This is a genomic window from Paenibacillus ihuae, from assembly GCF_001368795.1.
Taxonomy (GTDB): domain Bacteria; phylum Bacillota; class Bacilli; order Paenibacillales; family Paenibacillaceae; genus Paenibacillus_AQ; species Paenibacillus_AQ ihuae.
This window is the reverse complement of record NZ_LN831198.1, coordinates 3,486,783-3,499,473: the sequence shown is the minus strand read 5'-3', so window position 1 is coordinate 3,499,473 and position 12,691 is coordinate 3,486,783. Positions and strand designations below refer to the sequence as shown.

Below are 12,691 nucleotides of genomic sequence, written 5' to 3'. Positions count from 1 at the left end.
TGGTAGTAAAACAGTGAGGCGATGAATGATGAATCTGGCGGATATGCTCACTTACGCAGACATTGGTCAGCTTACCGCCATAGCGGGACGCTATCAGTGCGATTGCAAACGGAATTCGAAACATGATTTGATCCAGAGCATTCTCATCACACTTGGAAGCCGGGATTTCATGGAATCCCATATCCGGAGCTGCACACCGGAGGAATTACGGTTCCTGAACACACTGCTGTTTGACGAACGCAGCCATTTCAGTCTTGAAGATTTGCTGGCTGCGGCGAGACAGGCATCCTTCGATGCTCCTGCCGGCATAACAGGGGGATACCGTGAGATGGTCAGCCGGTTCAAAAGCGGCGGCTGGCTGTTCAGCGGAGCCTCACAGCAAAGCAAGTATCTGTTCCAGGTTCCGGAGGATTTAAAGAACCGTTTCCGTGAGCGGATGGGCGAATACATCAAAGAAAAGGTATCCGGCGGCTTTGAGCCGGCAATGTACCGCGGAGAAGGGGATTTACTGGCAGAAGATCTGCTGCTGTTCCTGCGTTATGTGAAGGAGAATAACCCTGAGCTGAATCAGGAGGGGGCTCTCTATAAACGGTATCAGCAGGGGCTGATGAATGCACTTCAAATACCGGAACCGTTGCTCGGTAAAGGGGGCTGGAGATTTGGTTACGGCAGAGCCTGCGAGCATTACCCGCCCAGATTAGCCCTACTGTGTGATTATTCCAGGCACCGCCGCTTTATCGCTGAAGAAGGCCACCGTTTACAGGTAACTTTAGCAGGAGAGGCATTACTGGCCGAAGGAAAATCGGAAAGACTGATGCAGATATTCCTCTTTTGGTTAAAACTTTATAAAGGTGCTGTTCCCAATCTTCCGTCAATCGTATACTGGATTAGTAAGAGTGCCGGTGAGTGGGTGACCGTTTCTTCTCTGGTAGAAGGAATAGGCTGGCTCATTAAACCGTTCTACTATGATGATGCCGCTTCAATCCTGGAACAGCGTATATTACGGATGATGCTGCATTTGGGGATGATCCGGCTGGGTGAGACACCGGTGGGACCGGTAGTCATGATGACCCCATGGGGAATGGAAGCGGCTACTCCGAGGCGGCTGCCTAAGTAAGGGGGAGGACAATGCGGATTGCTTATGGGAAGTACATACCGCGTATTGACGAATCTGTTTACGTGGCAGAAGGTGCAAAGCTGGTAGGTGACGTAACGGTGGGGCAGCATTCAAGTATCTGGTTTAATGCCGTGCTGAGGGGAGATCTTGCTCCGGTAATTATCGGGCAGCGCTGCAATATTCAGGACGGTACTGTAGGACATGTAGCCGAGGGATTGCCGCTTATGCTGGGTGATGATATATCGGTCGGACATTCCGCGATAATCCATGGCTGCAGGATAGGCAATGGCACATTAATCGGAATGGGAGCAATTGTTTTGAACGGAGCAGAGATTGGTGAATATGCTTTAATAGGAGCCGGTTCTATTGTAACCGAAAACAAAATTATCCCGCCCTACACTCTTTCCCTGGGTTCTCCTGCTAAAGTGGTCCGGGAATTGACCGAACAAGACCTGCAAAGAATGAAGCGCACCAGCGAAAGTTATGTTAACAAAGCAAAGGAATATGGAATCTTCTAAACAGCGGAGGTGTATCGAATGGACAAAATGAAGGCTACCTATGAAGTGATGCTAGGGCTTGCGGCAGAAATGGTGTGGGATGAAGCGCTTAGAAAGCGACGTACCGACATCTTGTACCGGGAGATCGACACAGCGCTGGCGGCCGGAGATAAAGCGGCTTTCCGGTATCTGACTGAAGAACTGAAGAGTTTGGCATAACGAAATGCGCTTAGCGCATTTCTTTTTTTCGTTTCACGGGGGGCGAAGGTGCTTATTAATAATAGGGAATTCATGTGAGGGGATGATTCAAAATGAAGTTCAGCAGTTTTACCGCAGAGAGCTGGGAAGAGAACAACAAGTACTATGATACCTGCCTGCTTCCGTTTACCGGACTGCATGGGGGAGAGAGTCCGTCCGAAGCGGCGGCGATACTGGAGCAGCTCCGTGATCTGCTGGATCTTGTGGAGCAGCCGTTTCAGGGACGTATAGTTACCTACCCGGCTGTACAGTATGCTACGGAGCATAGTGTAGCCACTCTGAATGATGTCTGCAGGAAAGTCAAATCCAATCAATTCCAGTTCGTGATTGTGGCAACTGCAGCCGCGGAGCTATCTTCCGGCGAGCTTTATGAAAGCGATTTAGTCCTTTCCCTGTCCGGATTTGAGTCCACGCAGAGAGGATTGGTTAAGTCTGAAATAAGCGATAAAATTCAAGCGATGTGGCAAAGCGGGAAATGAGTTAAATGTGACAGAAATTCAACAATTTCAGTGAAAACCCTTTGCTCAGCCTGTCACAATTTAGACAATATTCTTGACGGGTAATAGGCCCTAAGCTATGATAAGGGTGAACTGATGTGACGTGTGACTTATGTCATTGTAAACGTATTATTAACAGATAATTCCTTTGGAACACTGCAGGTGCCTTCTCAATTTTGAAAAGGGGGTTACACACCGTATGAGCAGCTACAATGAAGAGCATGAATTGAATCCGCAAGAACCGCCCAGCCGAAAAGAGATGTCACGCAGACAGTTTCTGACCTACACGCTTGGCGGTGCAACCGCATTTATGGGAGCCGGCGCCATCCTGCCTATGGTGCGGTTCGCTGTAGACCCGATATTACATAAGAAGGGTGAAGGAGACTTCATCAAGGTTGCGGAAGCCTCCAAAATAACCAATGAGCCGCAGGAGTTTAACTTTGAGCTCAAACAGCAGGACGGGTGGTATGCCAGTACAGCTACGCTGACAGCATGGATCCGGAAAGATGAGAGCGGAGAAATTTATGCGCTTTCACCTATCTGCAAGCATCTGGGCTGTACGGTCGGCTGGAACAATGACAAAGCTTTTCCTGACGAATATCATTGCCCCTGCCATGGAGCCAGATATACGAAGCTTGGGAAAAATCTTGCGGTCGCTCCGAAGCCGCTGGACCAGTACAAGACCAAGATCGACAGCGGCTGGGTATATCTCGGCGATATCATCCCCAATACCGAAGCTAAGAAGGAGGCGTGATCCTGATGTTTAAAAATGTCTACAACTGGATTGATGAGCGTCTGGATATCACGCCGATCTGGAGAGATGTTGCCGATCACGAGGTTCCCGAGCACGTCAATCCGGCGCATCACTTCTCGGCGTTCGTGTATTGCTTTGGCGGACTTACCTTTTTTATTACGGTGATTCAGATTTTATCGGGCATGTTCTTGACCATGTATTATGTACCGGACATTATAAATGCTTATGCCAGTGTGGAATATTTACAAACTAAGGTAGCTTTTGGGCAAATTGTACGCGGCATGCACCATTGGGGTGCAAGTCTGGTTATAGTGATGATGTTCCTGCATACGATGCGGGTGTTTTTTACAGGTTCCTATAAGGCCCCGCGCGAGATGAACTGGGTTGTGGGCATGCTGATCTTTTTTGTCATGCTGGGTCTGGGACTTACCGGATATCTGCTGCCATGGGACAACAAAGCCTATTTCGCCACAAAGGTTACGCTTGAGATCGCCAATTCCGTTCCGGTCATGGGACCAGTGCTTAAGGAACTGATGCAGGGCGGTACGATTGTCGGAGCCGAGACGCTGACCCGGTTCTTCGCTCTTCACGTATTCTTCCTCCCGGCGGTCCTGCTTATACTGCTCGTCGGACACTTTATTATGATCCGCAGACAGGGTATATCCGGTCCGTTGTAAATCAATTGACGAAAAGGAGGGACTCTTGAATGGCACATAAGGGCAAGGACGGCTCTGAAGAAAAGGTCGTATTTGTCGGCGATTCCCGTGTCAAGAAGGGCAACGGGTTTATTACACCGCCTGACTATACGGCGTATCCCGGTAAATCGGAGGCCTTCATTCCGAATTTCCTTTTGAAGGAGTGGATGGTTGGGGTAGTGGTCCTGGTTGGCATTCTTGTACTTACAATTTCAGAGCCCGCACCGCTGGGGTTCCCTGCTGATGCCGGAGCTACAGTTATCCCGATCCCTGACTGGTACTTTTTGTTTCTGTATCAATATCTGAAGCTGCCATATGCCTCGGGCGATTATATCGTTCTTGGCACCTTGGGGGTAACCGGGGTGGCATTTGGCGCCCTGCTGCTTGCCCCGTTCCTGGATACGGGCCGTGAACGGCGGTTCTACCGGCGGCCGATCGCTTCCTCGCTGATGTTCCTGTCGCTTGTAGCAATCATCTATCTAACCAATACCGCCTGGACCGAATATCAGCATGAGATGGCTGAAACGGGCCAGATCCCCGAAGATGTGCAGCGTGAGGAGAAAGCGGCTGAGAACAGGGCTAAGGGCCTGCCCACGACTAGTGCCGTGCAGGCCAAGGATATCGCGATCGTGGACAAGGATGATCCGGCAATGGCGCTCTTCAAGCAGGCTACCTGCGTCACCTGTCATGCTGTAGATTTGAAGGGCGGAGGCGGACCGTCGTTGCGCGGTGTCGGGGATACCCACGACAAGGAAGCGATTCTTGCCATCATCAAAGAAGGCCAGGGTCAGATGCCGCCGATGGTTGAAACAGCTATGGGGGCAGGGCTCACCGAACAGGATATTGACTCGCTTGCCGGCTGGCTTGCCAAACAAAAAAGCGAACAGTAAAATAATATTAGCGCAGCCTGATCGTATATGCGGTCAGGTTTTTGTCTGTATGGAGAAGAGTCTGTCATGATGTGGAGGGTGAAATCGTTTATGCCGGCTATAGACAAGCTGTTCAAGCACCGGGGAGTCATATGGCTGCTAATTATTGTGAATTTCCTTGGGACGATTTACGGATACATATGGTATGGCAATCAATTAGCGTTTACAGCAGAGAACTATCAGGTATGGCTGCTCCCGTTCGTTCCGGACAGTCCGACGGCAAGCCTGTTCTTTACGGTTTCACTGCTCCTAATGCTATATCCCCCGAAAGGGCTAAAAGGGACACTGGTACGGGAGCTCATCGAAGCGCTCGCCGTTGTCACTTCTGTGAAGTACGGAATTTGGGCGGTCAGTATGATTTTCGCCGGCGGCTATCAGGGGGATTCCGTGAGCTGGCAGGACTGGATGCTGGTAGTGTCGCATACTGGAATGGCGGTTGAGGCACTGATCTATGCACGGTTCTTCTCATTCCGGCGGATGCTTCCGCTGGCAGTGCTCTGGACACTGGCGAACGATATGGTGGATTATTCAGTTGGCATTTATCCTTGGCTGCCTTCGGAACTTGATGATGATATCCTCAAAGTACAGAACTTCACAATCCTTCTGACTTTATTGAGCACGGCGGCGGCCTGGGTTTTCGAGTCAAAAGCCAGGGCGGCACATCCCCTGCAGCGGGCTGGGATGAGACGCTGACAGGCTGTTCTATCTCTTGTCCTTCTCCCATACATTTAGAGTAGGGGGGATGTCTCATGCGGCGCAGGAGATATATTGTGCTGACAGGATTAATGTTGTGCTGGCTGCTTGCCGGGTTGAACGGCGGGAAAGTATCGGCCTACGGGGTGTATGGCCCCGGAGAAGCCGGCAATAAGACCGGGCATGCGTCAGTAGCCGGAAGCGGTTCACCGGTGCAGACCGGCGGAAGCGGTGCACAGCGCCTGGAACAAGCGGCTGAAGCTTTATATAATTATGTTCTCAAAGGCGATATCGCCAAGGCAAGGCAGGAGAGTGAAGAGATCTCGAAGATCTTTGTATCCTCCTCATTTGAGGGTCAGACTTCGGTTGAAGGGGTTAATGCACTGTCAGGGGTCATTGTGGACCTTAAGGCTGCCTTTGCAGCTGCGCAGATTGTTCCGGAGAAAATAGAATCTGCGGCTGCCAGAGTCCGGCTTGCTGCCAACAGCCTGAATCATCCCCGTCAGCCGATGTGGCAGCAGTATTACAAGCTGTTCCGTGAGGATCTGAACGATCTGGAGAAAAGCGCTGCGGCTGGTGATCTGGAGGGCTGGAAGACAGCCGTTACCCGGCTGCAGAGCAGATATGACACTATCCGGCCGGCGGTTGTCATTTCCAGCCGCCCGGAGGTCGTAAATGCTTTTGATTCCTGGCTGTCCTATGCAGCGGGAGTGACATCATCCGCCCAGCCCCCTGAGCGTTCGCGGCTGCTTGAGATTATCTCTTACGGTCAGGATGCAGTAAGGGTGATGTTCGGTAAGGAACGGGATGAGCCCGTGTTGTCGCTCCCGCTGTCGCCTCAGAAATATGGAGCCTGGGGCATGCTTGCCGGAGCTTTTATCCTATCCGCACTGGCTTATGCCGGATACCGCAAGTACCGTGGAGAGCAGGAGGATTTGAAGCCGGTCTAGCGGTGAAGATGGACATTATGAACTCTCTATTATATGTATAACAAAAAGGCTCTCCTTTTTCGTGTCTAGTGACACGGAAAGGAGAGCCTTCTTCTTGTGCAATAGGATTCGAACCCCTAATAGTTCACTGGAGATTCAGCCAGTAATATACCATTATGTAATCAGGATTCCCGGAAGCCTTCGCCCATGACATCGTGAACATCGCTGATAATTACAAATGCTGTTGGATCTATTGACTTCACTAATTGGCTGAGCCGGCGGATTTCCTGGCGGGAGACAACGCAATACACCATATGCTTGGCCTGCTTCGAATACGCGCCGATGGCCGGGATCAGCGTCACGCCGCGCTCCATTTCGGCAGTGATCAGGTCCGCGATTTGTGGAGCATCGTCGCTGATGATCGTGAAGGCCTTGGCGGCATAAGCGCCTTCTTGGATGAAATCAATCACACGTGAAGCGATAAATACAGCCACAAGGGTATACAAGATTTTTTCACGGGGTATGTAGAGCAGTGATGCGCCGATAATGATAACATCGACAGCTAATATAATCTGGCCCATGCTCCAGCCGAACTTGCGCCCGAGAATCCGGGCAACGATGTCAACACCGCCAGTGGTCCCGCCGTACCGGAAGACGATACCAAGTCCAAGGCCTAGCGTCACCCCGGCATATAATGAAGCAAGAATAAAATCGTGCTCGGTGCTGAAGGGCACCAGCCAGCCTGCGGCAATCATCCGTTCAAAAACCCACAGGAAAAAAGACAATGCCCCAATACCGACACCGGTATAGACAATCTGATTAGAACCAAGTACCTTCCAGCCCAGCAGGAACAGCGGGAGGTTCAGCAGCAGCGTAGTCAGGAAGATCGGAATATCAAAGGCATAATTCAGCAGGATGGTAATCCCGGTTACTCCTCCCTCCATCAGCTGATTGGGGACGATAAAGTACAGGAGCCCGAACGCATATATTGCCGCACCCAGCATGATAGGCGCTACTGTTTTGCCGATATTCATTGCATTTAATGATTTCATATAATCCCTCGCCTAAGCCCTCTTACGGGCGTTTTATACAAGCATTTTTCTTATGGTGTACAGCTGCAAATGTAAAAAAGATTTGTCTTCAAAACGTCTTTACGATAACATAGGGGCAAACAGAAGGCAAGAATTTATAGGGGGGCGAAGCAACAAATTATGGATAAAAGTCTTGGTGAGATACAGCGCGAAGTCGATGCTTATATCTCACAGTTTAAGGAAGGTTACTTCAGCCCGTTGTCTATGCTGGCCCGAATGTCGGAAGAAGTGGGTGAGCTGGCCCGCGAAGTGAACCATCAATTCGGCGAAAAGCCTAAAAAGGCAGATGAGGCGGACAATTCTATTGAGCTTGAACTGGGTGATATTCTGTTCATAACCGTATGCTTCGCCAATTCTCTGGGCATTGACCTGACGGAAGCCCATAATAAAGTGATGCACAAGTTCAATACCCGTGATGCCGGACGGTGGACACTTAAAAACACCGATTAGGCCTCTATAACATATGCTGTACCAAACGAACGGGATTTAGCCGTCAGGATGGTGAGTATATGAATCATAACGATTATGTCAATGCGGCATACCGGTCTATTTTGCGCAGCGATTTTGAAGAGGCAATTCAATTTTTTGAAGCTGCGATATCGGCCAGCCCCGACGACGCAGAGGTCAGATACCGGTGTTCGATTACCTATGCGCGCAGCGGTATGATGGATAAGGCGCTGGAGCATGCGCTCGCAGCGGTGAAGCTGGATAGCGGCAAGCCGGAATACCATTTGCACCTCCAGCATCTGCAGGCCCTTAAGCTTGTTCAGGAGGCTAAACGTCTGCTGGAGGATGAAGCAGGAGGGACGCTTAATCCTTATCGTCCGGTCACACTCCTGAAAGAAGCGATTTCACTTGATCCTCTATATGGCGATGCCTATGTCTGGCTCGCGATTGCGCATAGCCGCATGAATGAGCACGTACAGGCGATTGCCGCGATGAAAGAGGTTATTGCCCTCCACCCGGATGACTCCGGCCTTCGGCAGCTTATGAAAGACCTGCAAAGATCATTGCAAAAATATATCCACTAATGATGGAACCAGTGAAAGCGAGGAGGAAATAAAGGTGAGCGACAAGATCAGAGTGATTGTCTCCGGAGCAGGAGGCAGAATGGGTAAAGAGGTTGTTAAGCTGGTACTGCAGGATGAAGAACTGGAACTTGCAGCGGCGGTAGACCGTTCCGCAGGCGACACAGATGCAGGGCGCATGGTAGGACTAGAAGAGTGCGGAATAACAGTTACATCGGATCTGGAAGCTGCCTTGGCAGGAAGCCGCGGAGATGTGCTTGTTGATTTTACGATTCCGCAATCCGCTTATGCCAACACTTCGCTTGCAATTAAATACGGGGTGCGTCCGGTCATAGGGACTACCGGTTTCACCCCGGAGCAGATTGCCGAGCTGGACAAGCAATGTCAGGAGCAGGGAATCGGTGGGCTCATTGCCCCGAACTTCTCGATTGGTGCGATTCTGCTGATGAAATTTGCCGCCCAGGCGGCTAAGTATTTCCCGCATCTGGAAATTATCGAGTATCATGGTGATCAGAAGCTGGATGCCCCGTCAGGTACGGCGATCAAAACGGCTGAGATGATCTCTGAAGCCCGGCAGGAGCTCCGCCAGGGTAATCCGCAGGAAGAAGAGATTATCGAGGGAGCGCGCGGCGGTTTATACAACGGCTTCCGGATTCACAGTGTCCGTCTTCCCGGCGTATTTGCCCAAGAGGAAGTAGTATTCGGCGGTTTTGGACAATCGCTAAAAATCCGCCATGATTCATACGAGCGGGCAGGTTACATGCCAGGGGTCAAAATGGGTATCCAGAAAGTGATGGAATACACAGGCTTGATCTATGGCTTTGAGCATTTTATTGAATAGACAGGGGAGAACTCATCATGTTGAAGATTGCCTTTATTGCACATGACCGGAAAAAAGAAGAGATGGTCAATTTCGTTACCGCTTATGAGAATGTTTTTACCGGGCTGGAATTGTATTCAACGGGAACTACGGGCCAGCGGATTATGGATGTCACCCAGCTTAAAATTCACCGTTTCATGTCTGGACCGCTCGGCGGAGACCAGCAGATCGGTTCGCTGGTGGCACAGGATGAGCTGGATCTGATTATTTTCCTGCGTGATCCGCTAATGGCACAGCCACATGAGCCGGATATCACAGCACTGCTCCGTTTGTGCGATGTATACGGTATTCCTGTAGCGACCAACATCGCTACAGCTGAAATTCTGGTAAAGGCGATCGACCGCGGCGATTTCGGATGGCGGGAGCTGGTACATAAATACAAGCCGGGTGTGGACGAATAATGAAACTGGACATTCTTGTATTCGGGGCTCATGCAGATGATGCTGAGATCGGGATGGCGGGAACCATTGCCAAGCATACTGCTGCCGGTCTGAAGGTAGGCCTGTGCGATTTGACTGCAGCGGAAATGTCCTCGAACGGAACCGTGGAACGCCGCAAGCAGGAGGCTCATCAGGCCGCTGAAGTGCTGGGGGCATCCGTACGTACCAATCTTGGATTACCTGACCGCGGCCTGTACATGTCAGAGGAGCATCTGGCTGCAGTGACTGCAGAAATTCGGAAATTTGCCCCGGCCATCGTGTTTGCCCCGTATTGGGAAGACCGTCATCCTGATCATATCGCCTGCAGTAAGCTGGTGGAGGAAGCGGTATTCAATTCGAAGCTGCGCAAATACATGCCGGACAAGCCGGCCATACCTGCACCGCTGCTCTATTTTTACTTTATTAATGACCTGGGCCGTACCGACCTTATAGTAGATGTGACTCAGCAATATGGTTTAAAGGAGCAGGCGTTGTCCTGCTACCGTTCCCAATTCGAGAAGACCCCGGGTGAGGATGTGGTATCGACACCGCTCAACGAGGGCTATATTGAACGTGTCCGCTCAAGGGATATGCTGCTCGGACAACGGAGGCTGATTCCCTTTGCTGAAGGGTTCGCAGCGAAGGTTCCCCATGCCGTTGATCTATTTTTATAAGCGGGGGCCATTAGAAACTTTATTTCCTCCTGAGATGCAACTATAATAAACTCATATCATTACTTGAAGTAAGAGATAAGTTAACGAAGGGGACGGAGCTATGGACCGGCTAAAAATAGGCATCACCTGTTATCCGTCTCTGGGCGGCTCGGGGGTAGTGGCAACTGAACTGGGGAAGCTTCTGGCTGAAAAGGGCCATGAGGTCCATTTTATTACACACAGTATCCCGTTCCGGCTTGGAACGTTTCAGAAAAATATATTTTACCATGAGGTTGAGGTTAACGATTACTATGTCTTCCGTTACCCTCCTTACGATCTGGCGCTTGCAACCAAGATGGCGCAGGTAGCCAAGATGCAGGGGCTCGACTTGTTCCATGTTCATTATGCGGTGCCTCATGCCGTGTGCGCGTTCCTGGCCAAGCAGATGCTCGGCAATGACATCAAGGTAGTCACAACCCTGCACGGGACAGATATTACAGTACTCGGCCAGGATGAATCGCTTAAGGACCTGATCCGCCTCGGCATCAATGAAAGTGATGCGGTTACGGCTGTCTCTCAGGATCTGATCAAGGAAACCCGGCGCGTGCTGGATATTACCCGTGATATTGATCTGACCTATAACTTTGTCGACAAGCGTGTGTATTACCCGCGTGACGTAACCGATCTCCGCGGCGATTTTGCCAATCCGGATGAGAAGATACTGATGCATATCAGCAATTTCCGCCCGGTCAAACGGGTGAGTGATGTCGTTGATGTTTTTGCCAAGGTGAGCAAGGAGATCCCTGCGAAGCTGCTGCTTGTAGGCGAGGGTCCTGAACTGCCGAAGATTCAGGCGAAAATTAATGAAATGGGCCTGGAGCATAAAGTCCGTTTCCTGGGTAAGCAGGATGAGATTGCCCAGGTAATCTCCCTGGCGGATCTGCTGCTGCTTCCTTCGGAGAAGGAGAGCTTCGGCCTGGTTGCGCTCGAAGCGATGGCCTGCGGAGTCCCGACAATCGGTTCGCAAACCGGAGGTATACCGGAGCTGATTCAGCACGGCAAAACCGGCTTCCTGGCGCCGATCGGCGACACGACGGCTATGGCGAAATATGCGGTGAAGCTGCTGTCGGATGAGGGGATGACAGAACAGTTCAGAAAGGCGTGTCTGGAGAGGTCATGCAATGATTTCAGCCGAGACAGCATCACGAATCAGTATGAGGATATTTACTACCGTGTGCTAGGGCGCAAGGTGCTCGGAATGGATACCATCCGGGGGTAAGGAGAGCTTCATGGAATGGACAATGGCACCATCCGGTATGGCGGAAGCAGCCGGCAAGGTGATCGCAGGCCTGCTTGAGATCGGCCGTGAAGCCTATTATGTCGGGGGCTGCATCCGTGATGAGCTCCTGGGCCGGCCGGTGCATGATATGGATCTGACGACCTCCGCGCTGCCGGAGGAGGTTATGGGCTTGTTCACTCGCTGTATTCCCACGGGGCTTGAGCACGGAACCGTTACGGTATTGCAGGATGGATACAGCTTTGAAGTGACGACGTACCGGACGGAAAGCGGCTATGCCGATCACCGCCGTCCGGAGCACGTCTTTTTTGTAAGCGATGTTAAAGAGGATCTGCGGAGGCGTGATTTCACGATCAATGCCATCTGCTGCGGGCTTGACGGTGTGCTGGTGGACCCTTTTGGGGGGGCGCGTGATTTAAGCGCCCGGTTGATCCGCTGCGTAGGGTCAGCGGAGGAGCGCTTCGACGAGGACGCGCTGCGCATGCTGCGCTGCATCCGCTTCGCGTCGGTGCTGGACTTTGCCGTCGCCAAGAACACCTGGCGGGGGCTGCTGCGCCAGCGGGACAAGCTGGCGCATATTGCCGTAGAGCGCGTCCGCAGTGAGACGGAGCGCATCATCGAGGGGCCGCATCCCTGGCGCGGCCTCGGCTTGCTCGCGCGCAGCGGCCTGCTGTCGCGCGGCAAAGCCCCGTTCCCCTGGACCGGCAGCATCTTGGCGGCAGCCGCCGCCATCCTGCCCGGGATCGGGGAACTGCAGAGCGCCCGCCTGCGGTGGGCGCTGCTGCTCCATGCCCTGGGGCAGTCGGCCGCTTCGGCCGATGAGCTGCTGCGGGCATGGACGTTCCCGGGGGCGACGCGAAGCGCCGTCGCCCGGGTACTGCGCGTCCGCGAAGCATGGGACGCGGCACTGGCTTCTGCGCCGGAGGGGGACGGCGCGGAAGAGGCACTGCGGCG

General features: G+C 52.1%; 17 protein-coding genes. 16 read left to right on the top strand and 1 reads right to left on the bottom strand.

Annotation, left to right across the window (positions count from 1 at the left end):
• Positions 1-28: 28 nt before the first annotated feature.
• The 9 genes from AQR02_RS16085 to AQR02_RS16045 all read left to right on the top strand — a co-directional run bounded on the left by AQR02_RS16085 (position 29) and on the right by AQR02_RS16045 (position 6,390).
• On the top strand, positions 29-1,117 hold the full coding sequence (locus tag AQR02_RS16085) for a hypothetical protein (protein ID WP_054941343.1): 1,089 nt from the start codon (positions 29-31) through the stop codon (positions 1,115-1,117).
• 11 nt (positions 1,118-1,128) lie between these two features.
• Entirely contained in the window at positions 1,129-1,635 is a 507-nt protein-coding gene (locus tag AQR02_RS16080) for a gamma carbonic anhydrase family protein (RefSeq protein WP_054941342.1), read from the top strand.
• 18 nt (positions 1,636-1,653) lie between these two features.
• Positions 1,654-1,833 carry an IDEAL domain-containing protein gene (locus tag AQR02_RS16075; RefSeq protein ID WP_038594463.1) on the top strand — a complete coding sequence of 60 codons (180 nt, stop codon included), beginning with the start codon at positions 1,654-1,656 and terminating at the stop codon, positions 1,831-1,833.
• Positions 1,834-1,925: 92 nt separating this feature from the next.
• On the top strand, positions 1,926-2,351 hold the full coding sequence (locus AQR02_RS16070) for a DUF2487 family protein (protein ID WP_054941341.1): 426 nt from the start codon (positions 1,926-1,928) through the stop codon (positions 2,349-2,351).
• A gap of 217 nt (positions 2,352-2,568) precedes the next feature.
• The gene (locus AQR02_RS16065; RefSeq protein ID WP_054941340.1) at positions 2,569-3,123 is read left to right on the top strand and encodes a QcrA and Rieske domain-containing protein; all 555 of its coding nucleotides are present in this window, start codon (positions 2,569-2,571) and stop codon (positions 3,121-3,123) included.
• A gap of 5 nt (positions 3,124-3,128) precedes the next feature.
• Positions 3,129-3,800 carry a menaquinol-cytochrome c reductase cytochrome b subunit gene (gene qcrB, locus AQR02_RS16060; protein WP_020427667.1) on the top strand — a complete coding sequence of 224 codons (672 nt, stop codon included), beginning with the start codon at positions 3,129-3,131 and terminating at the stop codon, positions 3,798-3,800.
• A gap of 29 nt (positions 3,801-3,829) precedes the next feature.
• On the top strand, positions 3,830-4,708 hold the full coding sequence (locus AQR02_RS16055) for a menaquinol-cytochrome c reductase cytochrome b/c subunit (protein WP_054941339.1): 879 nt from the start codon (positions 3,830-3,832) through the stop codon (positions 4,706-4,708).
• 66 nt (positions 4,709-4,774) lie between these two features.
• Positions 4,775-5,440: a DUF1405 domain-containing protein gene (locus AQR02_RS16050; RefSeq protein ID WP_425339980.1), complete on the top strand. Its 666-nt coding sequence runs from the start codon at positions 4,775-4,777 to the stop codon at positions 5,438-5,440.
• Positions 5,441-5,517: 77 nt separating this feature from the next.
• Entirely contained in the window at positions 5,518-6,390 is an 873-nt protein-coding gene (locus AQR02_RS16045) for a sporulation protein YpjB (RefSeq protein WP_159067773.1), read from the top strand.
• A 161-nt stretch (positions 6,391-6,551) separates the two neighbouring features.
• Here the strand turns inward: AQR02_RS16045 and AQR02_RS16040 are convergent, their stop codons facing one another.
• A complete protein-coding gene (locus tag AQR02_RS16040; RefSeq protein WP_054941337.1) occupies positions 6,552-7,421 on the bottom strand; it encodes a YitT family protein in 870 nt (289 codons plus the stop codon).
• Between the two features lie 159 nt (positions 7,422-7,580).
• On the opposite strand from AQR02_RS16040, the gene AQR02_RS16035 reads away from it, so the two are divergent.
• The 7 genes from AQR02_RS16035 to AQR02_RS16005 all read left to right on the top strand — a co-directional run.
• Complete coding sequence (locus AQR02_RS16035; RefSeq protein ID WP_054941336.1) at positions 7,581-7,910, top strand: nucleotide pyrophosphohydrolase; 330 nt, start codon at positions 7,581-7,583, stop codon at positions 7,908-7,910.
• A gap of 59 nt (positions 7,911-7,969) precedes the next feature.
• The gene (locus tag AQR02_RS16030) at positions 7,970-8,491 is read left to right on the top strand and encodes a tetratricopeptide repeat protein (RefSeq protein ID WP_054941335.1); all 522 of its coding nucleotides are present in this window, start codon (positions 7,970-7,972) and stop codon (positions 8,489-8,491) included.
• A gap of 34 nt (positions 8,492-8,525) precedes the next feature.
• Entirely contained in the window at positions 8,526-9,329 is an 804-nt protein-coding gene (gene dapB, locus AQR02_RS16025; protein ID WP_054941334.1) for a 4-hydroxy-tetrahydrodipicolinate reductase, read from the top strand.
• Positions 9,330-9,346: 17 nt separating this feature from the next.
• Positions 9,347-9,769 carry a methylglyoxal synthase gene (gene mgsA / locus AQR02_RS16020; RefSeq protein ID WP_054941333.1) on the top strand — a complete coding sequence of 141 codons (423 nt, stop codon included), beginning with the start codon at positions 9,347-9,349 and terminating at the stop codon, positions 9,767-9,769.
• A complete protein-coding gene (gene bshB1 / locus AQR02_RS16015) occupies positions 9,769-10,461 on the top strand; it encodes a bacillithiol biosynthesis deacetylase BshB1 (RefSeq protein ID WP_054941332.1) in 693 nt (230 codons plus the stop codon). Before mgsA ends, bshB1 begins: the two co-directional genes overlap by 1 nt.
• A 100-nt stretch (positions 10,462-10,561) precedes the next feature.
• A complete protein-coding gene (gene bshA / locus AQR02_RS16010) occupies positions 10,562-11,719 on the top strand; it encodes an N-acetyl-alpha-D-glucosaminyl L-malate synthase BshA (protein ID WP_054941331.1) in 1,158 nt (385 codons plus the stop codon).
• A 10-nt stretch (positions 11,720-11,729) separates the two neighbouring features.
• The coding region (locus AQR02_RS16005) for a CCA tRNA nucleotidyltransferase (protein ID WP_082451869.1) at positions 11,730-12,691 on the top strand (962 nt) is incomplete at its 3' end.

Bases quoted from the DNA above. Each gene is read 5' to 3' on its own strand.
- AQR02_RS16040 (WP_054941337.1), bottom strand. From the start codon at position 7,421: ATGAAATCATTAAATGCAATGAATATCGGCAAAACAGTAGCGCCTATC.
- AQR02_RS16030 (WP_054941335.1), top strand. From the start codon at position 7,970: ATGAATCATAACGATTATGTCAATGCGGCATACCGGTCTATTTTGCGC.
- AQR02_RS16055 (WP_054941339.1), top strand. From the start codon at position 3,830: ATGGCACATAAGGGCAAGGACGGCTCTGAAGAAAAGGTCGTATTTGTC.
- AQR02_RS16075 (WP_038594463.1), top strand. From the start codon at position 1,654: ATGGACAAAATGAAGGCTACCTATGAAGTGATGCTAGGGCTTGCGGCA.
- AQR02_RS16065 (WP_054941340.1), top strand. From the start codon at position 2,569: ATGAGCAGCTACAATGAAGAGCATGAATTGAATCCGCAAGAACCGCCC.
- AQR02_RS16050 (WP_425339980.1), top strand. From the start codon at position 4,775: ATGATGTGGAGGGTGAAATCGTTTATGCCGGCTATAGACAAGCTGTTC.
- AQR02_RS16035 (WP_054941336.1), top strand. From the start codon at position 7,581: ATGGATAAAAGTCTTGGTGAGATACAGCGCGAAGTCGATGCTTATATC.
- bshB1 (WP_054941332.1), top strand. From the start codon at position 9,769: ATGAAACTGGACATTCTTGTATTCGGGGCTCATGCAGATGATGCTGAG.
- AQR02_RS16070 (WP_054941341.1), top strand. From the start codon at position 1,926: ATGAAGTTCAGCAGTTTTACCGCAGAGAGCTGGGAAGAGAACAACAAG.
- mgsA (WP_054941333.1), top strand. From the start codon at position 9,347: ATGTTGAAGATTGCCTTTATTGCACATGACCGGAAAAAAGAAGAGATG.
- bshA (WP_054941331.1), top strand. From the start codon at position 10,562: ATGGACCGGCTAAAAATAGGCATCACCTGTTATCCGTCTCTGGGCGGC.
- AQR02_RS16085 (WP_054941343.1), top strand. From the start codon at position 29: ATGAATCTGGCGGATATGCTCACTTACGCAGACATTGGTCAGCTTACC.
- AQR02_RS16080 (WP_054941342.1), top strand. From the start codon at position 1,129: ATGCGGATTGCTTATGGGAAGTACATACCGCGTATTGACGAATCTGTT.
- qcrB (WP_020427667.1), top strand. From the start codon at position 3,129: ATGTTTAAAAATGTCTACAACTGGATTGATGAGCGTCTGGATATCACG.